Source organism: Pseudomonas sp. LBUM1664, assembly GCF_059695895.1.
In genome coordinates this window covers 18,958-45,585 of sequence record NZ_CP166791.1, presented here as the reverse complement: position 1 = coordinate 45,585, position 26,628 = coordinate 18,958, and the positions used below count along the sequence as shown (strand labels likewise).

Sequence of the window (26,628 nt, the reverse complement as noted above, 5' to 3'; positions counted from 1 at the left end):
CTTATGAAACTGGCGATGAAGCTGCGCACACGACTGTTTCTCAGTATCTCGGCCCTGATCACCGTGGCGTTGCTGGGGTTGGTGCTCGGCCTGGTCAGCGTCATGCAGATGGCCAACACCCAGGAACAATCGGTACGCGACAACTTCATCCTGCTGGACCTGGGCCTCAAGCTGCGCCAGACCCTTGGCGACCAGCTGATCATCATGCTCGACGACCAGCCCGACCTGGCTGCGCTGGAAGCGTCCAAGCAGCAATACCTGGCGTTGATCGAAGAGGGCATTGCCCACGAACCGGGGCTGAATGATTCGGCAATCAGCTTCAGCAAGGCCAAAGCCGACTATATGGAGTTTCTGCAAGCCTTTGCAGCGTCTCGCCAGCAGCCGGCCCAGCTCACAGGCATCCAGGACCTCACCGAAAAATTCAACGTGCTGCGCAATGGCCTGATCGAAGGGTACCGGCACGCCTTGAATAACATCAGCGAAACCCAGAACCGCGCCCGCGAACGCGCACTGTTGATTTCCGGACTGCTGGGGCTGGTCGGACTGGCGGTGCTAATCATCGGTTTCATCACAGCCCATGGTATCGCCCGGCGATTCGGAGCCCCGATCGAGGCGCTGGCGGCCGCGGCGGATAACATCGGCCAAGGCAATTTTGAGGTGACGTTACCGATTTCCTCCGCCGCCGAGTTGAATCTGCTGACCCGCCGGTTCGGCATCATGGCCCAGGCCTTGCGTGAGCATCAGGCCACCAACGTCGATGAACTGCTCGCAGGCCAGCAACGCTTGCAAGCGGTGCTCGACAGCATCGACGACGGCTTGCTGATGATCGACCGCCAAGGCCGCCTGGAACACCTCAACCCAGTGGCCCAGCGTCAATTGGGCTGGGATGAAGAGCGCCTGGGCCTGGGATTGGGTGAGGCACTGGGACGCCTTGAACTGGATGAAGAACTGCAACTGGTGCTTCGCGGTGGAACACAGGACCGGGCACCGGACGATCTGAGCATCGAGGTGGATGGAGAGTCACGCTTGCTGACTTACAGCCTCACGCCCGTCTGCCATACCCAAGGGCATATCCTCGGGGCCGTAATGGTGTTGCACGACGTCACCGAACAGCGCGCTTTCGAACGCGTACGCAGTGAGTTCGTGTTGCGCGCTTCCCACGAGCTGCGCACACCGGTGACGGGCATGCACATGGCATTCGGCCTGTTGCAGGAGCGCCTGCATTTCTCAAAAGAGTCCCGCGAGGCCGACCTGCTCAACACCGTCACTGAAGAAATGCAGCGCCTGATGCAGCTCATCAATGACCTGCTGAACTTCTCTCGCTACCAGAACGGCCTGCAAAAGCTGACCCTGGCGCCTTGTTCCATCGAAGATTTGCTGGAAGCAGCCCGGCTGCGGTTTGCCGACCAGGCCCAGGCCCAGGGTATCGAATTGCTCGTGGCGATCCAGGGCCCACTGCCGCGCTTGCATGCTGACGAGGCGCAGCTGGACCGAGTACTGGATAACCTCATCGACAATGCCATGCGTCACACCGGCGACGACGGCCAGATCCGCCTGCAGGCCCGGCGCCACGGCGAGCGGGTGATCATCAGCGTCGAAGACAACGGTGAAGGCATTGCCTATGGCCAACAGGGAAGGATCTTCGAACCTTTCGTCCAGGTCGGACGCAAGAAGGGCGGCGCGGGTCTCGGCTTGGCGCTGTGCAAGGAGATCGTCCAGCTACACGGTGGGCGCATGGGCGTTTATTCCAGGCCGGGGCAGGGCACGCAGTTCTATATGGCGCTGGCGGTCTGAGACGACTCAGGCTTCGTCGTCCCGGCGTCTGCCGAGCAGGCGCCGCCCGCGCGTGATCAGTTCGATGAGCTGCACCGCACTGAGCGCATGAGCAAATAGCCAACCCTGGCCGAACTTCACCCCTTCACTGCTCAGGTATAACGCCTGGGCTTCATGCTCGATGCCTTCGGCAATCACCTTGAGCTGCAACGCGTGGGCCATGCGAATGATGTGCGGGGCCACGCCGCTGCTGGCGGCATCGTGGCCGAGAGCGTCGATGAAAGCCTTGTCGATTTTCAGGCAGTCCACCGGCAGGGTTTGTAGGTACGCCAGGCTGCAATAGCCGGTGCCGAAATCGTCGATCAGAACCTGATGCCCGACGTCGCGCAGCGATTGCAGGTTATCCCGGGCGACCAAGACATCGACCAGCCCGCGCTCGGTCACTTCAAAGGCAATCTGGCGCGCCGACACCCGATGCAGCGCCAGCAGGCGGGCGATCACTTCGCCAATGCGCGGCACCATCACATCACACGCCGCCAGGTTCACCGAGATGTACAAATGTGGATTGGCCCGCAATAGCTGGCCCAACTGGTCAAACAGCCGCTGCAGCACGAAATCAGTGATCTGGCGGATCTGTCCGGTGTTCTCGGCCATCGGTATGAACAGGTCCGGGCTGGTCAGGGTGCCATCCGGTCGTCGCCAGCGCAGCAAGGCTTCAGCACCGACGCAGTTGCGGCTGCGCAGATCGAAGATCGGCTGGTACAGCACCTGTAACTCACCGCGATGGATAGCCCCGTGCAGCTCAGCGTCCATGGACTGACGCTGGCGCGCCAGCAGAAATACCTGGAACCCAATCCCCAGGCCCAATACCAGGCTGACGGGCAGCATCCACCAGGCATTGGCCGGAATGTGAAAACCGTTGCGCTGAGCGATCAGCACCAGTTGATATTCCGGGCTGTCGGTTAGCATCCGATAGATCAGCTGGGTCTTCGTCACCTGCAAGGCATTGTGGCTTTTTGCTGACCAGGGCTCCGTCGGTGGCCAATATTGGTCAATCCCCAGCACGGGAATGGCTCGCTCACCGTTATTCAAGACCACCAGCAAGCTGCTGCCCGGCGGCAAGTCGACCACATCGGTCAAATGCCCGCGAGAGGTGGCGACCCGAAAGTTGCCGCTTCCCAGCATTAACACGGCGCGGTTTTCGTCGGGTTCAGTGGTGGTGTTGAGCCAGTAACTGTAGATTGGCCCCCGGATGTCAGGCGGGCGGGTCACCGACAATCCGCTCTGGCGTGGACGATTGGAGCAGACGCCGCTGCTATCGATATACGCCGCCTCGTAGACGAAGCGGTAGTTGAAGCTGACCTGGCGCAATGTCGCGATCATGTCATCGCCGCACCCACGCAACGGCTGGTTTTGCAGGTCGTCGAGGCTTTCGCGCAGTTGCCCGAAGAGTTGCTCCAGCCGATGTAGAAAGCGCTCGCCCTGAGCATTCATCTGGTCGCTTTCGCGCTGCTGGATCTGCTGCGCCACCACGCACAGACTCCCCGCCAGCAACAACACCGTACTCAAGGCAGCCGCCATCATCGCCAGGAAAAGGGGGCGATGGAGCCAGCTGTGCAGGGTGTCGCGAGCAACCGTCATCGTTGGTAATCCGAAAGTTACCAATGAGTTATAGCTTCTGATTTGGATTTAGCCCTAACAGTCGGACGGGCGTCATTATTTTGTCTGGTTGAGCACCTGCAGAATCGCCGCGCTTTGCGCATCCGGCGTGCCATCGAACCGGGTCGGCCGGTAGTGCATCTGGAAGGCGGCCAGCACATGGTGGGTAGCCACATCCCATTCGCCGGTCTGAGGCGTCGGGTAACCGAAGCGGGCCAGCTCGGCCTGGAACCAACCGGCGCCCGGCAACTGCGCCGCGAAGATGGCCTGCTGCCGCGCCACGGCCCGTTCGTCTGGCCAGATCCCCAGGCCCGCCTCTGCCAGGCGCTTCCAGGGGAACAGCGGCCCCGGATCAAGTTTGCGCAGGGGGGCGATGTCGCTGTGGCCGATGATGTTGCTCGGGCTAATCGCGTTGCGCCGGGTGATGTCCTTGAGTAATACGATCAAGGCTTGGACCTGAGCTTCGCTGTAGGGATACCAGAGGCGCCCGGTGGGCGTATCGACGAAGCCTGGATTGACGATTTCAATGCCGATGGAGCTGGAGTTGAGCCAGGTCCGGCCCTGCCATTCACTTTCCCCGGCGTGCCAGGCGCGCCGGTTTTCATCCACCAGTTTATAAATGGTCGCGTTTTTATCGTCGCCAATCAGGTAATGGGCGCTGACTTCACCATGGGTCAGCAGAGCCAGGGAGCGATCCAGGGAAGCAGAGGTGTAGTGCACCACCACGAATTGGATACGGTTGTCCTGATTGACTGAAGGGTGACTGGTATCGAGTCGAGGCCCGCTGACGCAACCGGCCAGGACAAGTAAAGAGACAATGAGCGGGAGAAATTTCATGGCGGAATGCATTACGCGCTGGAAGTAATGCAACAGTGTAACGTATCGCCTTGGGATGATCTGGCCCACATCCCAATATTAAACAAAATGGAACAATTGGGGCTCAACCCAATTGCACTTGGTTACGCCCGGCATTTTTGGCTCTATATAACGCCTGATCGGCTCTTTTAAGCACCGAGTCGCTGTGTTCACCTGGTTTGAAGGCCGTCATGCCCATGGACACCGTGATCGTTACCGGTTCGCCCTTGAAGTGGAACGGACAAGCTTCGATGGCTTCGCGCAGGGCCTCGGCCAGCTTAGCGCCCGCCGTGAGGGGAGTATCGGGCACCAGCAGGACAAATTCCTCGCCACCGAAGCGGGCAATGAAATCATTGCCACGCAGGCGCCTGCGCAGCACCGAGGCGATAATTTTCAACACCCGGTCGCCGGCCAGGTGACCGTAGTTATCATTGATTCGCTTGAAGTGATCGAGGTCGAGCATGGCCAGTAGCAGGCTGTTGCCATGCTGCTGCCACTGGGCGACTTCATGCTCGAGGCGCTCGGACCAGGCGGCGCGGTTCGGTAACCCGGTCAGTGGATCGATGAGCGCTTTTTGCCGCTGCTCCTCAAGATTATCGCGCACGACCTGGGCATCCTGCTCCATCAGCGCGACGCGCTCGGCCAGGCTTTTCAGGCGAGCCGAGACTTCCTGCTCGCGCTGATCACGCTGTTTCTGATGCTGGTCCATCGTGCCGAGCAGGCCCTCGAGGTGATTCTCCAGCACTTGCTTGAGGCCCTCCAGGTCATCGGCTTCCTGCATGCTGCTCTGCATGCCATCCACCTGTTCGCGTATCTGGGTGTCCATTTCCCTGGAGGCCGACAGATTATCGGCGTGGTCTTCACTGGCGGCCCGCAGACTGCTTTGAAATGACTCAAGCCGATCGTTGAGCCGCTGCAGGTAGGCTTCGAATTCGTGCTGGCCGCTGTCGGTGATCGCCAGCATGAGCACGGCAAGATCGTCGAGAATTGGCAGCAACTCGTACCAGTTCAAGCCATTTTTCAGGCGTTCACGCATGGCCTCGGCTTGGGGACGATGACGTTCGGGCAGGGTCAGGTCGCCCAGCAGGCCCAACAGGGTGTCTTCGATATGCCGGGCCACCGAGCTGTAGGAAGGCTCCGGTGAGTCGGGCAGGGCGTAGTGGGCATCATCCGGTTCGGCGGGCAGCGGATCAACGGTGACTAGGGCCTCGGCTAGCTCTGTAGGGGGTAGCGGTGCTTCAGGCAGGGTCGGTGATGGTTCCTGCGGCAACAGCTCGTCGGGATTCTCAAGCTTGGGCACCGGTACGGTGGGCTCATCGAGGATCGGTACCGGCTCGATTGTTTCGCCCAGCTCGACGACAGGTTGAGCGGCTTCGGATACGGCTTTCGAAACGGGCGTTGGTGCAGGCTCGTCCATCGGCGGAATGAAGGCGACCGGTTCGGGCGTCGCCTCCAATGCGGGGGATTGCTCCGTTTTCTCTACCGATGGTGGCGGTGCCGGTACCGGTGCCGGTGCGACGGCTACTGCATCGGGTGCCGATGGTACGGGTGCCGGCAGGGCTGTTTCTGATACGGGTGCCGCGCGGCCCTGAGCAGGTTCTTGGGGCTGGGGCGGTGCCTCGTCGTGACCATGGCCGCCGAACAACCGCTGCAGCAGGCCGGGGCGATTCGCTTCGGCGGGCGCTTCCAGTGCACTCAGCGCCTTGCCCTGCAAGCCGCTCAATTCGCTGAGCAGCAACGGAATCTCCCGGGTCTGGCCAACCCGGGCTTCCAGCTGCTTGGAAAATTTCTTCAGGTGCCGGCTGACTTCCTTCGGCAGCGACAAGGATTGCAACTGAGCGACCAGGGCGGTCAATGCGGCGCTCGTCTGTTCGACCCGAGTCTCGCGGCGCTGCTCGGAATCGAGTACGGCTTTCTCCAGGCGCGGCAACAAGGAGGCGAGGGGGCCATCCATGTCATCGGTGCGCACCGCCTCGCGCATCTCTTTCATGCATTGATCAACGGCCTGATCAGTGCCCTCGGCGGCCAGGGTGCTGCGCACCAGGCCACGACGCAGCAAGTCGAGCCGAGCATCCCAGCGGCGCTCAAGCTTTTCCTGCTGTTCGATACTTTTGAGGTACTTCTCTCTCCAGCGTTCGGCGTCGTCGCTCATTCATCGGATCCGCTAGGGGCAGGACTCAGCGCGGGGAATGCATCAGCCGTAAGCGAACCAGGCAAACGAATTTCGACCGCGACCGGCAGGTGATCGGAAATGGGCTGGGCCAACACCTCGACGCGTTCGAGGGTCAGGGTCGGGCTCAGCAGAATATGGTCCAGGCAGCGCTGGGGGCGCCAGCTGGGGAACGTCGCTTCGAGTTGCGGAGCGAGCAGACCCAGATCGCGCAGGGGCGAGGTCTGCAGCAAGTCACTGGCGTGGGTGTTCATGTCGCCCATCAGCACCTGATGCTTGTATCCGCCGATCAGCTCGCGGATATAGGCCAGCTGCATCGTTCGGGTACGAGCCCCAAGGGCCAGGTGCATCATGACCACCACCAACGCCTCCGGACCTTCGCCAAAACGCACCAGGATCGCCCCACGCCCCTTTGGGCCCGGCAACGGATGGTCTTCGATCGCCCACGGCCGCAGGCGACTCAACACACCGTTGCTGTGCTGGCCGAGACGTCCGAGGTTGCGATTGAGTTGTTGGTACCAGTAGGGAAAAGCGCCCAACTGGGCCAAGTGTTCCACCTGATTGACGTAGCCTGACCTCAGGCTCCCGCCGTCGGCCTCTTGCAGGGCCACCAGGTCGAAATCTTTCAGCAGGTCGCCGATTTTCTGCAGGTTACCGGCTCGCCCGGTGTGCGGCAGCAAATGTTGCCAGCCACGGGTCAGGTAATGCCGGTAACGCTCGGTGCTGATGCCCACCTGGATATTGAAGCTGAGCAGGCGCAGACGGTTATCGGCAGGCAGGCCCGCGGGCGTGACATGATGCTCGTTGACCCGCGGTTCATGCAGGCCAACGATGCGTTCGGAGCTCCAGCGGGCCATGGGCGAGGGCGCGCTTAGTTGGAAGCGGCCTTGGTTGCCGCTCGCTCTTTGACGATCAGCTGGTCAGCCAATTGCAGTGCTTGCTCGGCACCGCCGGCGGAGCCGATATCAAAGCGGTATTTGCCGTTGACGATCATCGTAGGCACGCCGGAGATTTCATATTTCTTTGCAAGCTCTTTGGCCTTGTTGATCTGACCCTTGATGGCGAAGGAGTCGAAGGTAGCCAGGAATTTCTCCTTGTCTACGCCCTGGGTCGCCAGGAAGTCCGCCATGTCATTTTTATCAATCAGCTTTTTGTGTTCTTTCTGAATCGCGTTGAAAACCGCCGCGTGAACCTTGTGCTCGACGCCCATGGCTTCGAGGGTCAGGAACATCTGGCCGTGGGCGTCCCATGGGCCGCCGAACATGGCGGGGATACGTACGAAGTTCACATCAGAAGGCAGCTTCTCGACCCATGGGTTGATGACCGGCTCGAAAGCGTAGCAATGCGGGCAGCCATACCAGAACAGTTCCACCACTTCGATCTTGCCAGGCTCTGCCACCGGAACGGGGTTGCTCAATTCGACGTAGGGAGGCTTCGATTCCTCGGCGTTGGCTTGAGCGGCCATGCCGAACAGGCTGGCGGCGACGAGCGCGGCGCTGATGATCAGATTACGCATGCTTTACTCCTGGACAATAAGGTGGCCTCGCGAGGCGTGTCTTTCAGACAGGCCATGGCGGGTTCTAGTTCGCTAGTGTAACGGCAGCGGCCACAAAAAAGGGCGGCCAAAGCCACCCTTTTGATGCTTGCATCGACAGATTAATCAAGCGTTAACGTTGCAAGAGATGTACATCCCCCGCAACGTCGGCCAAAGGCCTCAGTGCAGGCCCTGGATGTAGCTGGCCACCGCAGCGATATCTTCGTCGCTCAGGTTTTTAGCGATGCTCTGCATAGGCTTGGTGTCGCCATCGTTGATCCGGCCACCGTCTTCTTTTCTGAAGTCGGTCAATTGCTTGCCGATGTACTGAGCGTGCTGGCCGCCCAGGTGCGGGAAGCCGGCGGCTGCGTTGCCCTTGCCGTCAGGCGAGTGGCAGCCGGTGCAGGCTGGCAGGCCTTTGGCCAGGTTGCCGCCGCGAAACAGTGCTTCACCGCGTGCAACAAGCTTTGGATCGGCAGCGCCGACGCTGCCCTTCTGGCTGGCGAAATAAGCCGCGATGTCCGCCAGGTCCTGATCGCTCAGGTTGGTCAGCAGGCCGGTCATTTCCAGTACCGTGCGCTTGCCGTCCTTGATGTCGTGCAGTTGCTTGTTCAGATAACGCTCGCCCTGACCTGCCAGTTTCGGAAAGTTTGGCGCCATGCTGTTGCCATCCGGACCATGGCAGGCCCCACATACGGCGGCTTTCGCCTGACCGGCGGCGGCATCGCCAGCGGCGTGGGCTACACCGGATATCCCCAAGGTCAACAGCAGACTCACGATCAATTTGTTCATCAGCTAATCCAACTACGGCTAAGGGTTAAAGAGTTATGGACCGGGTTTACTCGCTCATCCACTGGATGATGGCTCGGTAATCCTCGGCACTGCAGTCCATGCACAAACCACGCGGCGGCATCGCCTTGAAACCCTGGGTCACGTGTTGCACCAGCGTCTCCATACCTTTCGCCAACCTCGGCGTCCAAGCTTCCTGATCGCCCTTGCGGGGCGCCATGGGGAGTTGGCCGGAATGACAGGCACCACAAACACGGTTGTACACAGCTTCCGGATCCTGTGTAGCCTGAGCGCTGTAAAGCGGCATCAAGACACCGGCAGCTAGCAGCCATTTCGTCATAAAACGACCTTTTCAGGGTTGAGAGCGAGCTGCGTTCTAGTGCGCAATTTCGGTCGGTCGCTCCCGTGAGCTTCATCCTACGCTGGGACAAAGCGCACACAAAATCTGCGGCATTATATACTGGCGTCACTGAAACGGAAACGACACAGCTTGCCGCGTCCATTCCCGACGCCGCCCACATCGGAAATCCCATGCAACTGAAGAACCCCATCCTTGGCCTGTGCCAACAGTCCACCTTCATGCTCAGCGCCGCCAAAGTCGATCAATGCCCCGACGACGAAGGCTTCGAAGTGGCTTTTGCCGGGCGTTCCAATGCCGGCAAATCCAGCGCGCTGAACACCTTGACCCATGCAAGCCTGGCACGCACCTCGAAAACCCCGGGCCGCACACAGCTCTTGAACTTCTTTAAGCTAGACGATGAACGCCGTTTGGTCGACCTGCCCGGTTACGGCTACGCCAAGGTGCCGATTCCACTCAAACAACACTGGCAGCGCCATCTGGAAGCCTATCTGGGCAGCCGCGAGAGTCTCAAAGGTTTGATTCTGATGATGGACATCCGCCATCCGATGACCGATTTCGACCTGCTGATGCTCGACTGGGCCGTCGCCAGCGGCATGCCGATGCACATTTTGCTGACCAAGGCGGACAAGCTCACTTACGGCGCGGCAAAAAATAGCTTGCTCAAAGTGCAGGCGGAAATTCGCAAAGGGTGGGGCGACGCAATCACCATCCAGTTGTTCTCGGCACCCAAGCGCATGGGCCTGGAAGAGGCCTACACGGTGCTGGCCGGTTGGATGGAATTGGCAGACAAGGGCGCCGACGAGGCCGAATAAGCCAAATCGCGGGCAAAAAAAACCCCGGACTTCGTATGGGGAGGGGGAAGTTCGGGGTCCAAGTTCCGGACCGCTAGGGCGGGGTCCAGATATCTGCCAACACTTAACACAACATAGGAGCATTGAAGGGCTTCACCAGCCATTCAAAATCTCTGAGTAGCAGTTCACGGGTTTAGTTCAGATTATTTTTGGAAATAACCCTAGGAATTTTCCGAACTAAAACCGCGCTTTGAATTTTGCTGCGGCATCAGACCGCAGCAAAATGCGACTTTGCCGACGGCTCAGTGCGCCTCATCCCAGTTATTTCCCACACCCACTTCCACCAGAAGCGGCACATCCAGCGTGGCGGCGGCGCTCATGTGCTGGCGAATTTCCTCGCGCACTTGATCGACCAGGTCTTCGCGTACCTCCAGCACCAATTCGTCGTGTACCTGCAAAATGACCTTGGCATCCAGCCCTGACGCGGTCAGCCAGCGATCCACGGCCACCATGGCTTTCTTGATGATGTCGGCGGCCGTGCCTTGCATCGGCGCGTTGATGGCCGTGCGTTCAGCCCCTTTGCGCAAGGCCGGGTTTTTCGCATTGATGTCCGGCAGGTACAGCCGACGACCGAAAATGGTTTCGACGAAACCTTGCTCGGCGGCCTGGGCGCGGGTGCGCTCCATGTACGCCAGCACACCTGGGTAGCGGGCGAAGTAGCGCTCGATGTACGCCTGGGACTGCTTGCGATCGACGCCGATCTGCTTGGCCAGGCCAAACGCACTCATGCCGTAGATCAAGCCGAAGTTGATCGCCTTGGCGCTGCGGCGCTGGTCATGGGTGACGGCCTGCAGCTCGACGCCGAAAACCTCGGCGGCCGTGGCCCGGTGCACATCCAGGTCATTGCGAAACGCATGGAGCAAGCCTTCGTCCTTGGCCAGGTGCGCCATGATCCGCAGTTCGATCTGCGAGTAGTCCGCCGCCAGCAGCTTGTAGCCTTTTGGCGCGATGAATGCCTGACGAATCCGCCGGCCTTCGGCGGTGCGAATCGGAATGTTCTGCAGGTTCGGATCGATGGACGACAGTCGTCCGGTGGCTGCGACGGCTTGCTGATAATTGGTATGGACACGCCCTGTGCGGCTGTTGATCTGCTCTGGCAGGCGATCGGTGTAAGTGCTCTTGAGCTTGCTCAACGAGCGGTACTGCATCAGCACCTTGGGCAGCGGATAATCCTGCTCGGCCAGTTCGGCGAGCACCGCTTCGGCGGTAGATGCCTGGCCCTTGGCGGTTTTGCTGAGTACCGGCAAGCCGAGTTTTTCGTACAGGATCACGCCCAATTGCTTGGGCGAGCCCAGGTTGAATTCCTCACCGGCGATGGCAAATGCCTCACGCTCCAGGGCCACCAGTTTCTCGCCCAACTCGACACTCTGCACGCCCAGCAGCTTGGCATCGACCAACGCACCCTGGCGCTCGATGCGCGCCAGGACGGGCATCAGTGGCATTTCGATGTCGTTGAGCACTTTGCCCAGGCTTGGTGTGGCGGCCAGTTTTTCCTGCAAGGCCAGGTGCAAGCGAAAGGTCACGTCTGCGTCTTCGGCGGCGTATGGACCAGCCAGTTCCAGGGAGATTTGATCGAAAGTCAGCTGTTTGACGCCTTTACCAGCAATTTCCTGAATATCGGTCTTGCTTTGCCCCAGATACTTGAGCGCCAGGCTGTCCATGTCGTGACGGGTCGCCGTGGAGTCCAGCACGTAGGACTCAAGCATAGTGTCGAAGGCGATGCCTTGAACAAAGATGCCGTTGTTCTGATCACCGCCGATGGCGCAGTTGGCCAGGATATTGGTTTCGAACTTGGCGTGTTGGCCGACTTTGAGCTTGTTCGGGTTTTCCAGCAGCGGCTTGAGGGCCTTGAGCACCGTGTCGCGGTCCAGCTGGTCCGGCACGCCCATGTAGGAATGGGTCAGTGGGATGTAGGCCGCTTCGTTAGCGGCAACGGCGAACGACAATCCCACCAATTGCGAGTGCTGGGCATCGCCACCGTTGGTTTCTGTGACGAAAGCAAACAGCGGCGCTTTGTCCAGTTTGGCCAGCCACGCGTCTAAGCGTGCCTGGTCGAGGATGAGCTCATACTTGGCCTCGGCAACGCCGGGCTGTTCATCGGTGACTTCGACGATCTCCTGGCCAGCACGCTTGGCATCCCGCTGGTTGTCTTCGAACCAGCTTTTGAATTCCAGCAGGGTGTACAGCTCGGCGAGTTTCTCGTGATCCGGCGCGCCCATTTGCAGGTCGTCGAGGCCGACATCCAGTGGCACGTCAGTCTTGATGGTCGCCAGCTCGTAGGAAAGTAGGGCCATTTCCTTGTGTTCTTCAAGCTTGGCGGCCAGGGTCTTGGCACCACGGATCGGCAGCGTGGCAACGATATCCAGTTGCGCATACAGCTCGGTCAGGCCGCCATTGACGCCCACCAGCAAGCCGGAAGCCGTCTTCGGCCCGATCCCCGGAACGCCCGGGATGTTGTCGGATGAATCGCCCATCAACGCCAGATAATCGATGATCTGCTCCGGAGCGACGCCAAACTTCTCCTTCACGCCAGCCACGTCCAGCGCGCTACCGGTCATGGTATTGACCAAGGTAATGTGCCCGTCGACCAGTTGCGCCATGTCCTTGTCGCCGGTGGAGATCACCACCGGGCGATCGGCCGCCGCGCTACTGCGGGCCAGCGTGCCGATCACGTCATCGGCTTCGACGTTGTCCACGCACAACAGCGGGAAGCCCAGGGCCTTGACGCTGGCATGCAGCGGCTCGATCTGCACGCGCATGTCGTCGGGCATGCTCGGGCGGTTGGCCTTGTATTCGGCGTACAGCGCGTCGCGAAAAGTCCCACCCTTGGCGTCGAACACCACGGCGAACGGGCTGTCCGGATACTGCTTGCGCAGGCTCTTGAGCATGTTCAGTACGCCCTTGACCGCACCGGTCGGCAGGCCTTTGGAGGTGGTCAGCGGTGGCAGCGCATGAAAGGCGCGGTACAGATAAGAAGAACCGTCCACCAGGACGAGGGGAGCTTGGCTCATGAGCAGGATCAACCTTTTCGGCGGGTCCGGCGCTAGAATAGCGGGACCGTTGACGACAAAGGGACAAGGTTATCATGAGCACACTCAATCGCCTGTTGCTGGCTGGCTTGTTTGCAATCACCCCGGTGGCCGTCATGGCGGCGGATGACGCCCCCTCGGCGGACCCGGACGTCACCATCCGCACCGAAGGTGATAAAACCATCCAGGAGTATCGGCAAAACGGCTTTTTGTATGCGATCAAGGTCACGCCCAAGAACGGCAAGCCTTATTTCCTGGTACGTGCCGACGGTACCGATGCAAACTTCATCCGCTCGGATCAGCCGGATATGCTGATTCCATCGTGGAAAATCTTTGAGTGGTAATACCGCCACTCTCGACTTAAACCGGCGCTCGCTGAAGGGCGCCCGTACTGGCAGTTTTAACCATGTCTGTGTTCACTCCCCTGGCTCGGCCCGAGCTGGAAACCTTTCTCGCCCCTTATGGGCTCGGCCGCCTGCTTGATTTCCAGGGGATCGCCGCCGGCAGCGAAAACACCAATTTCTTTATCAGCCTGGAGCAGGGCGAATTTGTCCTGACCCTGGTCGAGCGCGGCCCGGTCCAGGAAATGCCGTTCTTCATCGAACTGCTGGACGTGCTGCATGACGCCGACCTGCCGGTGCCATACGCCTTGCGTACCACCGACGGCGTGGCCCTGCGGGAGCTGGCGGGCAAACCGGCGCTGTTGCAACCGCGCCTGGCGGGCAAACACATCAAGCAGGCCAACGCGCAGCATTGCGCTCAGGTCGGGGAGTTGCTGGCGCACCTGCACCTGGCGACCCAAGACCATATGATCAAGCGCAAGACCGATCGCGGGCTGGACTGGATGCAGGAGGAGGGCGCCAAGCTGCTCTCGCACCTCGATGCCGAGCCCCGTCGGCTGCTTGAGGCTGCGCTGGATGAGATCACACAGCAGAAGGTAAAAATTCTGGCACTGCCCCGCGCCAACATCCACGCGGATCTGTTCCGCGACAATGCGATGTTCGAGGGTACGCACCTGACCGGGTTGATCGACTTCTACAACGCCTGCTCCGGGCCGACGCTGTATGACGTCGCCATTGCCTTGAATGACTGGTGTTCGGATGACGACGGTGTGCTCGACGGACCTAGGGCCCGGGCGTTGTTGGGGGCTTATGCGTCGCTGCGACCGTTCACCGCCGCCGAGGCCGAGTTATGGCCAACCATGCTGCGCGTGGCGTGCGTGCGGTTCTGGCTGTCACGGTTGATCGCCGCCGAATCCTTCGCCGGGCAGGATGTGTTGATCCACGATCCGATGGAGTTCCAGCAGCGCCTGGCGCAGCGGCAGAAAGTCAGCACGTTGTTGCCGTTCGCCTTTTAAAACAGCATCGCGGGCAAGCCTTGCTCCCACAGGAATAAGCGACTTTTTCTGTGGGAGCAAGGCTTGCCCGCGATGGAGCCGCCGCCAATCCAAGCGTTACAGCGACTCCAGACACCCCGCCAGATCATTCCCCAGCTTCTCCAACACCTGCTCATACCCTTGCGCCGTCGCAGGGGTATAGCCGCCCAACGCATCCAGCTCCGCCAGCTTCACCGGCAACCCGGCCACCAGGGTTTCGGCCAGGCGCGGGCGCAGGGGCGGTTCGCTGAAGACGCAGGTCTTGCCCACAGCCTGCAAGCGCGTGCGCATTGCCGCCACATGCTGGGCGCCGGGCTGGACTTCGGCAGCCACGGCGAACACCCCGGCGTGCTTGAGGCCATAGGTGTCTTCGAAATAGTCGAACGCTTCGTGGAACACGAAATACGGCTTGCCCACGACCCCGGCCAGACGAGCCTTCAGGCGCGTGTCCAGGGCGTCGAGACGCTGGTTGAAGCCTTTGAGATTGCTTTGATAGCGGGCGGCGTTGGCCGGATCGGCCGCGCTCAGGTCAGCAGCCATTTTGGCGGCAATCACCCGCGCATTGGTTGGCGAGAGCCATAGGTGGGCATCGACAGTGCCGGGGCGATGGTCGTGATCGTGCTCGTCGCCGTCATGGTCATCCTCGGCGTGGGACTGACTGTCCTGGGCAAAGTGGCGCAGCTTGAGCCCCGGCAAATCCTGTATCGCGACGGAAGGCAGCGTACGACCGTTCAGCACGCGCGGCAGGAAACTTTCCATGTCGGGGCCAATCCAGTAGAGCAGATCCACCGACTGCACCTTCCGTACGTCGGATGGCCGCAAGGCGTAGTGATGAGGCGATGCGCCAGGTGGCAGCAACACCTCGGGAACGGCCACGCCGTCCTGCACCGCGGCGGCAATCAGCTGCAACGGCTTGATGCTGGTGAGTACTTTTACTTCGGCCTGGGCCGGGCCGATCAGTAGAAAACTTGCGACAAAAACGACAAAGAGCGAAAAAATTCGGGACACGATGACCACTCGAAGAGGCGATAACAGGTAACATAATAACGTCTCTCACTAAACTCGTCGCTGCCCATGCCTATTACACCCCTTGCCAGTCGTCCCCATGATCACTCCCACTGCGTGCACAGCGCGCTGTCGGAGGCCGATGCCATCTGCGCGCGCCAAGGGTTGCGCCTGACAGCCTTGCGTCGTCGCGTGCTGGAACTGGTCTGGCAAAGTCACAAGCCACTGGGCGCCTACGACATTCTGGCAGTGCTCAGTGAGCAGGATGGCCGGCGCGCCGCACCGCCGACGGTCTATCGCGCGCTGGATTTCCTGCTGGAAAACGGCCTGGTGCATCGCATCTCGTCGCTGAACGCCTTCGTCGGCTGCAACCATCCGGAGCACGCCCATCAGGGCCAGTTTCTGATCTGCCGCCAATGCCACGCCGCCATTGAGCTGGAGCAGAAATCCATCAGCGATGCCATCATCGCCAGTGCCAAAGACGTGGGTTTCGTGGTCGACAGCCAGACCGTCGAAGTGGTCGGTCTCTGCTCCGGCTGCCAGGGGGCCTGATGAGCAACGCGCTGATCCGCCTCGAGCAGGTGGCTGTGACGTTCGCCGGGCAGAACGTGCTGGATAACATTCAGCTGAGTGTCGAGCCGGGGCAGATCGTCACCCTGATCGGCCCCAACGGCGCCGGCAAGACGACCCTGGTGCGCGCCGTGCTGGGTTTGCTCAAGCCGGACAGCGGCAGCGTCTGGCGCAAACCGAAGCTGCGCGTTGGTTACATGCCGCAAAAACTCCATGTAGACCCGACGCTGCCGCTGTCGGTATTGCGCTTTTTGCGCCTGGTGCCTGGCGTGGATCGCGAGCGGGCCTTGGCGGCGCTCAACGAAGTCGGTGCCGAACAGGTGATCGACAGCCCGGTGCAAAGCGTTTCCGGTGGCGAAATGCAGCGCGTGCTGCTGGCCCGCGCCCTGCTGCGCGAGCCTGAATTGCTGGTGCTCGACGAGCCTGTGCAAGGGGTCGATGTGGCCGGCCAGGCCGAACTGTACAGCCTCATCACTCGCCTGCGCGACCGTTACCGTTGCGGCGTGCTGATGGTGTCCCACGACCTTCACCTGGTCATGAGCACCACCGACCAGGTGGTTTGTCTCAACCGTCACGTCTGCTGTTACGGGCATCCGGAGCAGGTCAGCGGCGATCCGGCCTTCGTCGAGCTGTTCGGAAAGAACGCACAAAGCCTGGCGATTTATCACCACCATCATGACCACGCCCACGACCTGCATGGTGCGGTGGTCAGCGATTCATCTGTTTCTACCCATGTTCATGGAGATGGCTGCAAGCATGGCTGATTTTCTGTTGTACGCCCTGCTCGCAGGCCTGGCTCTTGCGCTGGTGGCCGGCCCCCTCGGCTCGTTTGTGGTCTGGCGGCGCATGGCCTATTTCGGCGACACCTTGTCCCACGCAGCGTTGCTGGGCGTGGCGCTGGGGTTTCTGCTGGACGTCAGCCCTGCGGTGGCGGTGACCGTCGGCTGCCTGTTGCTGGCGGTGCTGCTGGTGACGTTGCAACAGCGCCAACCGTTGGCGTCCGACACGCTGCTGGGCATTCTGGCCCCCAGTACCCTGTCCCTCGGGCTGGTGGTACTAAGCTTCATGCATGACGTGCGGATTGATCTGATGGCCTACCTGTTCGGCGATCTGTTGGCCATCAGCCCGATGGATCTGTCGTGGATCCTGGGCGGCAGTGCGGCGGTCCTGCTGGTGCTGGTGGCGCTCTGGCGCCCATTGCTGGCCGTTACCGTGCACGAGGAACTGGCGCGAGTCGAAGGCCTGCCCGTGGTGGGTTTGCGTTTGGCGCTGATGCTGCTGATGGCGGTGGTGATTGCCGTGGCGATGAAAATCGTCGGTGTGTTGCTGATTACTTCATTGTTGATCATCCCGGCGGCGGCGGCACAGCGGCACGCCCGCTCACCCGAGCAAATGGCCGTGGGCGCAAGCCTGCTGGGCATGCTCGCGGTGTGTGGCGGGCTGGCGCTGTCATGGTTCAAAGACACCCCGGCCGGCCCATCGATCGTGGTCAGCGCCGCCGCGCTGTTTCTGCTGAGTTTTGTCCTGCCTCGTCGAGGGGTGTAGACTTGCTCGCTTTTTGCGCAAATAGAGAGTCGCAGGAATGAAGCCGTTCGCCTCCCGTTATCTGCTCCTTGTCGCATTTTCCCTGCTACTGGGCGCTTGCCAAAGTTCGCCGCCGGTCACCGAAGCCCCCGATGCACGCGGGCCGGCCCTCGCGCAGCTTGAACAGAGCCTGGCCGGCAATGAGCTGGCCACCGCTGAAGATCAGCTGGCCGCCTTGCAGGCCCAGTCGCCCGAAGATCCGTCGCTGGAACCCTTCCAACGGCAACTGGCCGAGGCGTATTTGCGCCGCAGCCAGATCGATCTGCAAAAAGGCGATGTAAACGCCGCCGCCACCGCCCTGAGCCGTGCCAGAGCCCTGATGCCCAAGGCACCGGCGCTCACCGGCGAGGTCAACAGCGCAATTGCCGCGGCCCGCAAGTCCGACTTGGACAAAGCCGAGGCCGCCCTTAAGGCCGCCGAAGCCAAACCGGTCGCCAAAGTGATCGACCCGAGCGCCGAAAGCACAACCGTTTCGCTCAATCTCGGCGATATTCAGCAAATGCGTCGACAACTGGATGCCATCGCCGCTGACGTGGTGAATTATCAATGCGACGTCAGCATCCAGGCACCGCGCACCGACGATTATCCTTGGCTGGCAACGCTGCTGACCAAACGGGTTAAAAAGCTTGATCCTGGGTTTGACTTGAAACTGCAAAAGCAGATTTTGCGCAGCGTGCCGGCGCAGATGGTGCTGACTCCTCGCAAGCCCTAAAAGCATCGCGGGCAAGCCTTGCTCCCACAGGTTAATTCGATCTCCTGTGGGAGCAAGGCTTACCCGCGATGACGTACTACCAGCAATGAAGCTCTTTCAGACAACCATCAAGCCGGAATCGCCTTGGCCTTGGGCTCCCGCGCCCACACCCGATGCTGAGCAATCGCGTCGAAGAACACCGCAAAATTGCTGGCATCCGCGTCAGCAATCAGCCCCGCATCCGCCTCCAATTTCAGCAACACCAGCAATTGCCGTGCTTCACCATTGAGCGCGATGGCCTTCAGGTGCTTGTAGGCCTCCAGCACGTAATGCAACGCCACGCCGTCGCCACTCAAGGCCTTGATCGACTCAGCGCCGCCCGGTACGAACACCGCGTCAAAGGCAATCGACGGCAGCCCTTCCATGGACGCATCCACCGGTAGCGTTTGCCCAGCGGCGGTGGTGACCGGCGCGGAAGTCGGCCCCAGCACTTTGGCGTGGGCGCCCTTGGCCTTCAGGGCCTGCTTGAGTGCATCGATGACCGCGCCATCGACGCCGTTGGCCACCAGCACCGCCACTTTCCGCGTCTTGATGTCCCCGGACAACAGGTTCGCCTGGCTCAAGGCCGGGGATTGCTCCAGCGAAGGCTTCGGTACATCGACAGTGCCAGCGGTTGGCGCCGGCAAACCGAGGTTTTTCGCCACCCGCGCCGCCAGTTCCAGATCAATGTTGGCCAGAATCTCGTTGACCTGCCGCGCCCGGATGAACTCACGCTCTACTTTGCCCAGTTCAAAGCTATAAGCCGCGATGATGTGCTCCTGCTCGTGAGGGCTCATGCTCTTGTAGAACAGCCGCGCCTGGGAGAAGTGGTCGCCAAACGATTCACTGCGTTGGCGGATCTTGTGGGCATCGATGCGCTCTGGGTAGCTTTCAAAACCGCCGTCCTGCGGGCCAGGCGGGGTTTCCTTCGGCCAGCCACCGTCGATGGAGTTCGGCTCGTAGGACGTACGCCCCTTGTCGATGGTGGTGCGGTGCATGGCGTCACGCTGGCCGTTGTGCACCGGGGTGATCGCACGGTTGATCGGCAGCTCATGAAAATTCGGCCCACCGAGTCGGCTGATTTGCGTATCGGTGTAGGAAAACAGCCGGCCTTGCAGCAACGGGTCGTTGGAGAAATCAATGCCCGGCACGATGTGCCCAGGGCAGAACGCGATTTGCTCGACCTCGGCGAAGAAGTTGTCCGGGTTGCGGTTCAGCACCATTTTGCCCAAGGGCGTGATGGGAACGAGTTCCTCAGGAATGATTTTGGTCGGGTCGAGCAGGTCGAAGTCGAATTTATGCTCGTCTTCCTCGGCGACGATCTGTACGCCGAATTCCCATTCCGGGTAGTCCCCCATCTCGATCGACTCCCAGAGGTCGCGACGGTGGTAGTCGGTATCTTTCCCGGCGAGCTTCTGGGCTTCGTCCCACACTAATGAACAAGTGCCGACTGTAGGGCGCCAGTGAAATTTGACGAAGCTGCTGACGCCTTCGGCGTTGATCATGCGAAAGGTGTGCACCCCAAAGCCTTGCATGGCCCGCAGGCTTTTTGGAATGGCCCTGTCGGACATCGCCCAAATCACCATGTGAGCCGATTCGGGCACCAGCGAGACAAAATCCCAGAAGGTGTCGTGGGCCGAGCCGCCGGTAGGAATTTCGTTATGGGGTTCGGGTTTCACCGCGTGGACGAAGTCTGGAAACTTAATCGCGTCCTGGATGAAAAACACCGGCATGTTGTTGCCCACCAGGTCGAAGTTGCCTTCATCGGTGAAGAACTTCACCGCAAAGCCACGAACGTCCCGCACGGTATCGCCGGAACCGCGTGGCCCCTGCACCGTGGAAAAACGCACGAACACCGGGGTTTTCTTACTCGGGTCTTGTAGGAAACCAGCCTTGGTTAACGCCGAATGCGCTTCATAGGCCTGAAAGTAGCCATGGGCGCCGGTACCGCGGGCGTGAACGATGCGCTCGGGAATGCGCTCATGGTCAAAATGCGTGATTTTTTCCCGCATGATGAAATCTTCCAGCAGCGAAGGCCCGCGGGGCCCGGCTCGAAGGGTATTCTGGTTGTCGGCGATCTTCACACCCTGGTTGGTGCGCAAGGCCTGTTCGGTGGCGTCGGAGCGAAACTGTTCCAGGCTCTCAAGCTTGGCATTGGTGTTACCGCGATCCAGGGTATCGGTCCCGGCCAGTTGGCTGGGGGTAGAGGTGGGCTTGTCGGTACTCATCAGGCATGACTCCTCGTTGCGGTCCCGCCGTAGCCAGGACTTGGACGTTCGATGCACCAAGCACGGACCTGGGCATTTTCGAGTGGCTTAATGAGTGACCGATGCCGTTTCGCTGTGTTCCTTTTTTATGGGATTTACGATTCATCAGTCGAACTTGACCAAGTCCTTAAAGATCAGTTGACCCCAGCTATTCCCGCGCGCCTGCACAAGCAGTCCACCTTCCGAAAGCCCGCCAAGTTTGATCGGCGAGAAACCGAGATTTTCCGCTAGCGCACCAATCTGCGCTGCGGCGTCGTCATCGTCGCTCGCCAGGAACACGACTCGCCTGCCACCCTGTACGGCCGGATCTTGGTCAAGCACGGCAGCGACCAAATGGTTGAAGCCCTTAACCAGTCTTGCACCCGTGAAGGCCTGCGCGACGACCTTGGAAGAAGGCTGTCCTCCCAGTTCCTCAGGGGACACGCCGTAGGCATTGGTCACATCGACGATGGTCTTGCCCTTCCAGGTCGGCAGCTCCTTCGCGACATCCCGGTGCGACTCGTAACGGACAGCCAAAAAGACGATGTCCGCCTTGACGGCTTGCGCCAGTGTTTTGGGAATGATCTGGGGTCCGATCGCGGCCGCAGCGGGTGCAAAGCTTTGCGGGTCGCGGGTGGTTGCAACGGATACTTCGATGCCGCTTCGGGCAAACGCCTTGGCAAGCGCCTGGCCGAGCTTGCCGAAGCCGATAATTGCGTAGCTCATATATTTTCCTCAGGTTTACCACGCCCTACGGGCTCCGAATATCGACTGGAGCGACCGGCCGGGCGTAGGGAGTCAGATTTGCGCCAGGCCGCCGTCGACGGCGACTTCGCTGGCGGTCATGAAGCTGCTGTCCTGCGACGCGAGAAAGGCGGCCACTGCTCCGATCTCCACCGGCTCGGCCATGCGCTGGAGCGGATTCATCGAGGCGAAGACCTTCATGCCTTCCTCGCCTAGCGCTTGCTTCGCGAGTTCGGTCGCCGTCGGCCCGGGCGACAGCACGTTTACCCGAATGCCGGAGCCCTTCAGGTCCTGCGCCCAGGTCCGCGCGAGGTTGCGCACGGCCGCCTTGCTTGCGCTGTAGACGCTGAATGCCGGGGCGCCCGTGGCGCCGGCGCTCGATCCGGTCAGGATGATCGAACCGCCCTGGCCCATCAGCGGCAGCGCCTTCTGAACCGTGAAGATCAAACCCTTCACGTTGGTGTCGAAGGCTTCGTCAATGTGCTCGGCGGTGATCTCGCCGAGCGCAAGCGGGCTTCCCGCCCCAGCATTGGCAAAGACGATGTCGAGGGTTCCGCGCTCGGCCTTCACGGCTGCGTAGAGTCGGTCGAGGTCGGCCAGATCGGAGACCGAGCCCTTCACCGCGCGGGCATTGGGGCCGAGGTCAGCCACAGCAGCGTCGAGCGCTTCCTGCCGGCGGCCGAAGATGAAGACAAAGGCACCTTCCTCGATGAAGCGCTTTGCCGCGGCGAAGCCGATGCCGGTAGCGCCACCAGTAATCACGGCGGTCTTTCCATTTAGTCTGGTCATGTCGTGCATCCTTCGTTGGAGTAGTACGCAAGCAGGGAACTGCTTACTTGAGGACGAGGATGCAGCTCTGATAACCTAAGGACAAGTATGCACCTTTTGGTAAGTATCAAAAAATGACGACGACTTCTGAAATCTGCGGCACCGGCTGCGGGCTCAACGCCACGCTGCGCATCATCTCGGGCAAGTGGAAACCGCTGGTCCTGTTTTTCCTGCGCGACGGCTCAAAGCGCTATGGCGAGCTCAAGCGTTTGATCCCGGGCGTCAGCGACAAGGTGCTGATCCAGCAATTGAAGGATCTGGAAGCCGATCACGTGCTGGCGCGCACCGACTACAAAGAGGTGCCCCCGCGCGTGGACTACACGCTGACCCCGCTCGGCCGCAGCCTGGCTGACGCGATCGTCCCGCTGTGCATCTGGGGAACCGAGAACGCGGCGCAAATGGCAAGCATCTTCGCCAAGCGCGACACTTTGCCCCAGCAGGATGCTGAAGAACCGCTGAGTCGTGGTATCGCTGATCGCGTTATTGCCAAATGAAAGGTTCAATCGCAAATAAATGCTAAGAACCTCTATACGGACAGGCTAAAATGCGCGCCCGGCTAACCGCTGACCCTTTTCCAACGCGCCCCACAAGGTTCGCTACGTGATCGAGTTTCAAAACGTTTACAAAACCTACCGGGTCGCCGGTAGGGATATCCCCGCCCTGCACCCGACCAGTCTGACGATTGAGAACGGTCAGGTCTTTGGCCTGATTGGCCATTCCGGTGCAGGAAAAAGTACCCTGCTGCGCCTGATCAATCGCCTGGAAGAATCCAGCGGCGGCAAGATCATCGTCGACGGCGAGGAAGTCACCGCCCTGGACGCCAGCGGCCTGCGGCGCTTCCGTCAGCAGGTCGGGATGATTTTCCAGCACTTCAACCTGCTGGCATCCAAGACCGTGGCCGACAACGTGGCGCTACCGCTGACGTTGGCGGGTGAATTGTCCCGCAGCGAAATTGACCGGCGAGTCGCCGAGTTGCTGGCGCGGGTAGGGCTGTCCGACCACGCCAGGAAATACCCGGCGCAGTTGTCCGGTGGCCAAAAGCAGCGCGTCGGCATCGCCCGCGCCCTGGCGACCAAACCCAAAATTTTGCTGTGCGACGAAGCTACCAGTGCCCTGGACCCGCAGACCACCGCGTCGGTGTTGCAACTGCTGGCGGAGATCAACCGCGAGCTGAAGCTGACCATCGTGCTGATTACCCATGAAATGGACGTGATCCGCCGCGTCTGCGATGAAGTGGCGGTGATGGACGCCGGCGTGATTGTCGAGCAAGGGCCGGTGGCGCAGGTGTTCCTGCACCCCAAGCACCCGACCACCAAGCGTTTCGTCCAGGAAGACGAGCAGATCGATGACAGCGAACAGCGCGACGATTTTGCTCACGTGCCGGGTCGCATCGTGCGCCTGACGTTCCAGGGCGAATCGACCTACGCGCCATTGCTCGGAACCGTCGCCCGGGAAACCGGTGTGGACTACAGCATTCTGGCCGGCCGTATCGACCGCATCAAAGACACCCCCTACGGGCAACTGACCCTGGCCGTCACCGGCGGTGACATGGAGGCGGCGTTCGCCCGCTTCACCGCAGCCGATGTCCACATGGAGGTGCTGCGCTGATGGAACTGTTGAATTCATTCTTCGCGAATATCGACTGGCTGGAAATCTGGCTGGCGACCGGCGACACCCTGCTGATGCTCTTCGGTTCGCTGTTGTTCACCGTGCTGCTCGGCCTGCCGCTGGGCGTGTTGCTGTTTCTGTGCAGCCCGCGCCAGTTGCTCGAGGCCCGGGGCGTCTATGCGCTGCTGTCGCTGGCGGTGAACATCTTGCGCTCGTTGCCATTCATCATTCTGTTGATCGTGATGATTCCGTTCACGGTGTTGATCACCGGCACGTCCTTGGGCGTGGCTGGGGCGATTCCACCGCTGGTGGTCGGCGCAACACCGTTCTTCGCCCGCCTGGTGGAAACCGCCTTGCGCGAAGTCGATCGCGGCATTATCGAAGCGACCCAGGCCATGGGTGCGACCACCCGGCAGATCATCGTCAACGCCTTGCTGCCGGAAGCCCGTCCGGGCATTTTTGCTGCGATTACGGTGACAGCGATTACGCTGGTGTCCTACACGGCCATGGCCGGTGTGGTCGGTGCCGGTGGTTTGGGCGACCTGGCGATCCGTTTCGGTTACCAGCGTTTCCAGACCGATGTGATGGTGGTCACGGTGGTGTTGCTGCTGGTGCTGGTTCAGGTCCTGCAAACCGTGGGTGACAAGCTGGTTGTGCATTTCTCTAGAAAATAAAGTCTTACACCAATAAACCATGAGCCGGCCATTCGCTGGCAGGCGCCGAGAGCAGGCGCCGCACAAGGAGTTAGCTGAATGAAGAAATTACTGGTTGCCTTCGCTGCCGCTGCAGCATTTTCCGCTCACGCCGACACCCTGACCGTCGCGGCAACGCCGGTCCCGCACGCGGAAATCCTCGAATTCGTCAAACCGGCACTGGCCAAAGAAGGCGTGGACCTTCAGGTCAAGGTCTTCACCGATTACATCCAGCCGAACGTGCAAGTCGCGGAAAAGCGCCTGGACGCCAACTTCTTCCAGCACCAGCCGTACCTGGATGAGTTCAACAAGGCCAAAGGCACGCACCTGGTGAGCGTGGCCGGCGTACACCTGGAACCCCTGGGCGCGTATTCCAGCAAGTACAAGACACTGGCAGAAGTGCCGGGCGGTGCCAACGTGGTAATCCCCAACGACGCCACCAACGGCGGCCGTGCGCTGTTGCTGCTGGCAAAGAACGGGGTGATCACGCTGAAGGATTCGAACAACATCCTGTCGACCACCAAGGACATCACCGATAACCCGAGAGACCTGAAATTCCGGGAGCTGGAAGCTGCGACCATTCCGCGCGTGCTGACTCAGGTTGATCTGGCGTTGATCAATACCAACTACGCGTTGGAGGCCAAGCTTGATCCGTCCAAGGATGCGCTGGTGATCGAAGGCAGCGACTCGCCGTATGTAAACATCCTGGTGGCCCGTGAGGATGACAAGGACAGTGAGGCGATGAAGAAGCTGGTTGCGGCGCTGCACAGCCCGGAAGTGAAGGCTTTCATTCTTGAGAAGTACAAAGGCGCGGTGTTGCCGGCGTTCTGATTTGACCCGCACTATAAAAAACGGGGCTTCATGTAAATGCAGCCCCGTTTTTTTATGCTCGAAGGCAAGGCAATTCTCCAAGGGGCTTTGCGAAGGGCCACAAACGTAATTCGGTTGTTTGCGTTGGTGGCAGGGTGCCACAATCGCTTTTTTAGCTGCGTCATGATCAGGTGGATCACATGGATGGCCCAAGATCTCGGAATGGCCAGGACTTTGTATTAGCCGAACAGGTGCGAACTGACCGATTGCAGCAACTATTCCGCCAATCCGTTTCGGCGGTTTTTGGTAGCTACCTCGCGGCCATCATGCTGTGTTGGCTGTGCTGGGATCGTTTTGAACACAGCGTCATTTTCTGGTGGCTGGCCATACTGACCGGCTCGACGCTGTTGCGCATTTCGATGTTCGTTGTCTATTTTCGCGGCGACGAAAGTGAACGTACGCCTCAGCGCTGGGAGCGCAAATACTGGATCACGCTCGTGTTATCCGCCAGCATCTGGGGGGGAGGCGTATTCGCTGTCATGCCCGCAGACGATCTTTTGTCGCAGGCGTTGGTCATGCTCTTTGCGGTCGGGATGTCCGTCAGCGCGGTGTCCTGCTACTCGGCCTACCGCGATATGACACTCGTCTCCATTGGCTTGGTCCTGTTGCCGTGCACCGCCTGGCTGCTGTTTCAACCGTCCTCGATTCAAGTCGGCATGGCACTCTCGATCTTGGTGTTCGCATCATTTGCTGCCCGCGCAACACGCAAAATGTCTACGGCACTGGAAACCGCCTTTCGATTAACCCGCGAAATGGAACAGGCGAACAGCATTTCAACCCGTGCAGCACAAACCGATGAACTGACCGGCCTGAAGAGTCGACGCGCTTTTTTCGAGCATGCCCAACAGCTCTACAACGACTGTAAAACCAACCAGTTAGGGTTGTGCGCCGTCATGTTGGACATGGACCACTTCAAGCACATCAACGACACCTACGGCCATCAAGTGGGGGATCAGGTTTTGCGCCAAATGGGCGTGGTCATCAGTTCATCCTTTCGTGCAACGGATATCCACGGCCGGCTAGGCGGAGAAGAATTTGCGGTTTTGCTCCCGGATACCTCCCTTGAGGTCGCCATTGAGATTGCAGAAGAGCTTATCCATACGATTGCCGGGTTGATGATCGAGCCTGTTCATCGCATAACCGCCAGCCTCGGCGTGGCGTCGACGGAGGCTGGTCATAAGGATCTTCACAGCTTGATGAACAATGCGGATAAGGCACTGTATCGGGCGAAGGCGTTGGGGCGTAATCAAGTTGCTGTTGCTTAGCGCATAAACAGAGCCCCGTGTTGCCCGGCAATTCGTGGCGAGGGAGCTTGCTCCCGCTCGGCGGCGCAGCCGGCGTAAATCGGCCGACGC

General features: G+C 60.4%; 25 protein-coding genes. 13 read left to right on the top strand and 12 right to left on the bottom strand.

All coding sequences use genetic code 11. The features are described from left to right. Positions 1-3: 3 nt before the first annotated feature. Entirely contained in the window at positions 4-1,794 is a 1,791-nt protein-coding gene (locus tag ACA047_RS00200; protein ID WP_497355596.1) for an ATP-binding protein, read from the top strand. Positions 1,795-1,800: 6 nt separating this feature from the next. Here the strand turns inward: ACA047_RS00200 and ACA047_RS00195 are convergent, their stop codons facing one another. From ACA047_RS00195 to ACA047_RS00165, 7 genes are all read right to left on the bottom strand, one after another. Next, positions 1,801-3,414, bottom strand: a complete 1,614-nt coding sequence (locus ACA047_RS00195; protein ID WP_497355594.1) for an EAL domain-containing protein — start codon at positions 3,412-3,414, stop codon at positions 1,801-1,803. 75 nt (positions 3,415-3,489) lie between these two features. Further along, positions 3,490-4,269: an N-acetylmuramoyl-L-alanine amidase gene (locus tag ACA047_RS00190; protein ID WP_497355592.1), complete on the bottom strand. Its 780-nt coding sequence runs from the start codon at positions 4,267-4,269 to the stop codon at positions 3,490-3,492. A gap of 103 nt (positions 4,270-4,372) precedes the next feature. After that, complete coding sequence (locus ACA047_RS00185; RefSeq protein ID WP_497355590.1) at positions 4,373-6,439, bottom strand: GGDEF domain-containing protein; 2,067 nt, start codon at positions 6,437-6,439, stop codon at positions 4,373-4,375. Beyond that, positions 6,436-7,314, bottom strand: a complete 879-nt coding sequence (locus tag ACA047_RS00180) for an endonuclease/exonuclease/phosphatase family protein (RefSeq protein WP_497355588.1) — start codon at positions 7,312-7,314, stop codon at positions 6,436-6,438. The genes ACA047_RS00185 and ACA047_RS00180 overlap by 4 nt, the downstream gene beginning before the upstream one ends. A 14-nt stretch (positions 7,315-7,328) precedes the next feature. Next, complete coding sequence (locus ACA047_RS00175; RefSeq protein WP_497355586.1) at positions 7,329-7,973, bottom strand: thiol:disulfide interchange protein DsbA/DsbL; 645 nt, start codon at positions 7,971-7,973, stop codon at positions 7,329-7,331. Between the two features lie 198 nt (positions 7,974-8,171). Further along, a complete protein-coding gene (locus ACA047_RS00170) occupies positions 8,172-8,783 on the bottom strand; it encodes a c-type cytochrome (protein ID WP_497355584.1) in 612 nt (203 codons plus the stop codon). Positions 8,784-8,829: 46 nt separating this feature from the next. After that, positions 8,830-9,120 (bottom strand): c-type cytochrome, encoded by a 291-nt coding sequence (locus tag ACA047_RS00165; RefSeq protein WP_003196231.1) that lies wholly within the window; start codon positions 9,118-9,120, stop codon positions 8,830-8,832. A 191-nt stretch (positions 9,121-9,311) separates the two neighbouring features. Here ACA047_RS00165 and yihA point away from each other — a divergent pair, with 191 nt between their 5' ends. After that, the gene (yihA, locus tag ACA047_RS00160; RefSeq protein WP_497360596.1) at positions 9,312-9,953 is read left to right on the top strand and encodes a ribosome biogenesis GTP-binding protein YihA/YsxC; all 642 of its coding nucleotides are present in this window, start codon (positions 9,312-9,314) and stop codon (positions 9,951-9,953) included. Positions 9,954-10,234: 281 nt separating this feature from the next. On the opposite strand, the gene polA is transcribed toward yihA, so the two are convergent. After that, positions 10,235-13,003 carry a DNA polymerase I gene (gene polA / locus ACA047_RS00155; RefSeq protein ID WP_497355582.1) on the bottom strand — a complete coding sequence of 923 codons (2,769 nt, stop codon included), beginning with the start codon at positions 13,001-13,003 and terminating at the stop codon, positions 10,235-10,237. A gap of 74 nt (positions 13,004-13,077) precedes the next feature. Between polA and ACA047_RS00150 the strand changes: the two genes are divergently transcribed. Together ACA047_RS00150 and ACA047_RS00145 are read left to right on the top strand one after the other, a co-directional pair. Beyond that, positions 13,078-13,365 (top strand): DUF2782 domain-containing protein, encoded by a 288-nt coding sequence (locus ACA047_RS00150; protein ID WP_497355580.1) that lies wholly within the window; start codon positions 13,078-13,080, stop codon positions 13,363-13,365. A gap of 62 nt (positions 13,366-13,427) precedes the next feature. Beyond that, a complete protein-coding gene (locus ACA047_RS00145; protein ID WP_497355578.1) occupies positions 13,428-14,378 on the top strand; it encodes a homoserine kinase in 951 nt (316 codons plus the stop codon). Positions 14,379-14,474: 96 nt separating this feature from the next. Here the strand turns inward: ACA047_RS00145 and znuA are convergent, their stop codons facing one another. Beyond that, positions 14,475-15,404 (bottom strand): zinc ABC transporter substrate-binding protein ZnuA, encoded by a 930-nt coding sequence (gene znuA, locus ACA047_RS00140; RefSeq protein ID WP_497355576.1) that lies wholly within the window; start codon positions 15,402-15,404, stop codon positions 14,475-14,477. Positions 15,405-15,470: 66 nt separating this feature from the next. Between znuA and zur the strand changes: the two genes are divergently transcribed. The 4 genes from zur to ACA047_RS00120 are packed head-to-tail and all read left to right on the top strand — an operon-like array spanning position 15,471 to position 18,267. Next, the gene (gene zur, locus ACA047_RS00135) at positions 15,471-15,953 is read left to right on the top strand and encodes a zinc uptake transcriptional repressor Zur (protein WP_497355574.1); all 483 of its coding nucleotides are present in this window, start codon (positions 15,471-15,473) and stop codon (positions 15,951-15,953) included. Beyond that, positions 15,953-16,735 (top strand): zinc ABC transporter ATP-binding protein ZnuC, encoded by a 783-nt coding sequence (gene znuC / locus ACA047_RS00130; RefSeq protein WP_497355572.1) that lies wholly within the window; start codon positions 15,953-15,955, stop codon positions 16,733-16,735. Before zur ends, znuC begins: the two co-directional genes overlap by 1 nt. Next, complete coding sequence (gene znuB / locus ACA047_RS00125) at positions 16,728-17,516, top strand: zinc ABC transporter permease subunit ZnuB (protein ID WP_497355570.1); 789 nt, start codon at positions 16,728-16,730, stop codon at positions 17,514-17,516. Before znuC ends, znuB begins: the two co-directional genes overlap by 8 nt. 37 nt (positions 17,517-17,553) lie before the next feature. Then, entirely contained in the window at positions 17,554-18,267 is a 714-nt protein-coding gene (locus ACA047_RS00120) for a PA5502 family lipoprotein (protein WP_497355568.1), read from the top strand. Positions 18,268-18,374: 107 nt separating this feature from the next. On the opposite strand, the gene katE is transcribed toward ACA047_RS00120, so the two are convergent. The 3 genes from katE to ACA047_RS00105 form a co-directional block, all read right to left on the bottom strand. After that, a complete protein-coding gene (katE, locus tag ACA047_RS00115) occupies positions 18,375-20,516 on the bottom strand; it encodes a catalase HPII (protein ID WP_497360594.1) in 2,142 nt (713 codons plus the stop codon). Positions 20,517-20,657: 141 nt separating this feature from the next. Next, positions 20,658-21,257 (bottom strand): NADPH-dependent F420 reductase, encoded by a 600-nt coding sequence (locus ACA047_RS00110; RefSeq protein WP_497355566.1) that lies wholly within the window; start codon positions 21,255-21,257, stop codon positions 20,658-20,660. 72 nt (positions 21,258-21,329) lie between these two features. Further along, positions 21,330-22,064 (bottom strand): SDR family NAD(P)-dependent oxidoreductase, encoded by a 735-nt coding sequence (locus ACA047_RS00105; RefSeq protein ID WP_497355564.1) that lies wholly within the window; start codon positions 22,062-22,064, stop codon positions 21,330-21,332. A 113-nt stretch (positions 22,065-22,177) separates the two neighbouring features. On the opposite strand from ACA047_RS00105, the gene ACA047_RS00100 reads away from it, so the two are divergent. The 5 genes from ACA047_RS00100 to ACA047_RS00080 all read left to right on the top strand — a co-directional run bounded on the left by ACA047_RS00100 (position 22,178) and on the right by ACA047_RS00080 (position 26,538). Continuing rightward, positions 22,178-22,597 carry a winged helix-turn-helix transcriptional regulator gene (locus ACA047_RS00100; RefSeq protein WP_497355562.1) on the top strand — a complete coding sequence of 140 codons (420 nt, stop codon included), beginning with the start codon at positions 22,178-22,180 and terminating at the stop codon, positions 22,595-22,597. 106 nt (positions 22,598-22,703) lie between these two features. Further along, positions 22,704-23,711, top strand: a complete 1,008-nt coding sequence (locus tag ACA047_RS00095; RefSeq protein WP_497355560.1) for a methionine ABC transporter ATP-binding protein — start codon at positions 22,704-22,706, stop codon at positions 23,709-23,711. Continuing rightward, on the top strand, positions 23,711-24,385 hold the full coding sequence (locus tag ACA047_RS00090) for a methionine ABC transporter permease (RefSeq protein ID WP_497355558.1): 675 nt from the start codon (positions 23,711-23,713) through the stop codon (positions 24,383-24,385). The genes ACA047_RS00095 and ACA047_RS00090 overlap by 1 nt, the downstream gene beginning before the upstream one ends. Positions 24,386-24,463: 78 nt before the next feature. Beyond that, on the top strand, positions 24,464-25,234 hold the full coding sequence (locus ACA047_RS00085; RefSeq protein WP_497355556.1) for a MetQ/NlpA family ABC transporter substrate-binding protein: 771 nt from the start codon (positions 24,464-24,466) through the stop codon (positions 25,232-25,234). 179 nt (positions 25,235-25,413) lie between these two features. Further along, positions 25,414-26,538, top strand: a complete 1,125-nt coding sequence (locus ACA047_RS00080; protein ID WP_497355554.1) for a GGDEF domain-containing protein — start codon at positions 25,414-25,416, stop codon at positions 26,536-26,538. The last annotated feature ends 90 nt before the right edge of the window (positions 26,539-26,628 follow it).

Coding starts and splice junctions, on each gene's coding strand:
- ACA047_RS00200 (WP_497355596.1), top strand. CDS start 4: ATGAAACTGGCGATGAAGCTGCGCACACGACTGTTTCTCAGTATCTCG.
- ACA047_RS00195 (WP_497355594.1), bottom strand. CDS start 3,414: ATGACGGTTGCTCGCGACACCCTGCACAGCTGGCTCCATCGCCCCCTT.
- ACA047_RS00190 (WP_497355592.1), bottom strand. CDS start 4,269: ATGAAATTTCTCCCGCTCATTGTCTCTTTACTTGTCCTGGCCGGTTGC.
- ACA047_RS00185 (WP_497355590.1), bottom strand. CDS start 6,439: ATGAGCGACGACGCCGAACGCTGGAGAGAGAAGTACCTCAAAAGTATC.
- ACA047_RS00180 (WP_497355588.1), bottom strand. CDS start 7,314: ATGGCCCGCTGGAGCTCCGAACGCATCGTTGGCCTGCATGAACCGCGG.
- ACA047_RS00175 (WP_497355586.1), bottom strand. CDS start 7,973: ATGCGTAATCTGATCATCAGCGCCGCGCTCGTCGCCGCCAGCCTGTTC.
- ACA047_RS00170 (WP_497355584.1), bottom strand. CDS start 8,783: ATGAACAAATTGATCGTGAGTCTGCTGTTGACCTTGGGGATATCCGGT.
- ACA047_RS00165 (WP_003196231.1), bottom strand. CDS start 9,120: ATGACGAAATGGCTGCTAGCTGCCGGTGTCTTGATGCCGCTTTACAGC.
- yihA (WP_497360596.1), top strand. CDS start 9,312: ATGCAACTGAAGAACCCCATCCTTGGCCTGTGCCAACAGTCCACCTTC.
- polA (WP_497355582.1), bottom strand. CDS start 13,003: ATGAGCCAAGCTCCCCTCGTCCTGGTGGACGGTTCTTCTTATCTGTAC.
- ACA047_RS00150 (WP_497355580.1), top strand. CDS start 13,078: ATGAGCACACTCAATCGCCTGTTGCTGGCTGGCTTGTTTGCAATCACC.
- ACA047_RS00145 (WP_497355578.1), top strand. CDS start 13,428: ATGTCTGTGTTCACTCCCCTGGCTCGGCCCGAGCTGGAAACCTTTCTC.
- zur (WP_497355574.1), top strand. CDS start 15,471: ATGCCTATTACACCCCTTGCCAGTCGTCCCCATGATCACTCCCACTGC.
- znuC (WP_497355572.1), top strand. CDS start 15,953: ATGAGCAACGCGCTGATCCGCCTCGAGCAGGTGGCTGTGACGTTCGCC.
- znuB (WP_497355570.1), top strand. CDS start 16,728: ATGGCTGATTTTCTGTTGTACGCCCTGCTCGCAGGCCTGGCTCTTGCG.
- ACA047_RS00120 (WP_497355568.1), top strand. CDS start 17,554: ATGAAGCCGTTCGCCTCCCGTTATCTGCTCCTTGTCGCATTTTCCCTG.
- ACA047_RS00110 (WP_497355566.1), bottom strand. CDS start 21,257: ATGAGCTACGCAATTATCGGCTTCGGCAAGCTCGGCCAGGCGCTTGCC.
- ACA047_RS00105 (WP_497355564.1), bottom strand. CDS start 22,064: ATGACCAGACTAAATGGAAAGACCGCCGTGATTACTGGTGGCGCTACC.
- ACA047_RS00100 (WP_497355562.1), top strand. CDS start 22,178: ATGACGACGACTTCTGAAATCTGCGGCACCGGCTGCGGGCTCAACGCC.
- ACA047_RS00090 (WP_497355558.1), top strand. CDS start 23,711: ATGGAACTGTTGAATTCATTCTTCGCGAATATCGACTGGCTGGAAATC.
- ACA047_RS00085 (WP_497355556.1), top strand. CDS start 24,464: ATGAAGAAATTACTGGTTGCCTTCGCTGCCGCTGCAGCATTTTCCGCT.
- ACA047_RS00080 (WP_497355554.1), top strand. CDS start 25,414: ATGGATGGCCCAAGATCTCGGAATGGCCAGGACTTTGTATTAGCCGAA.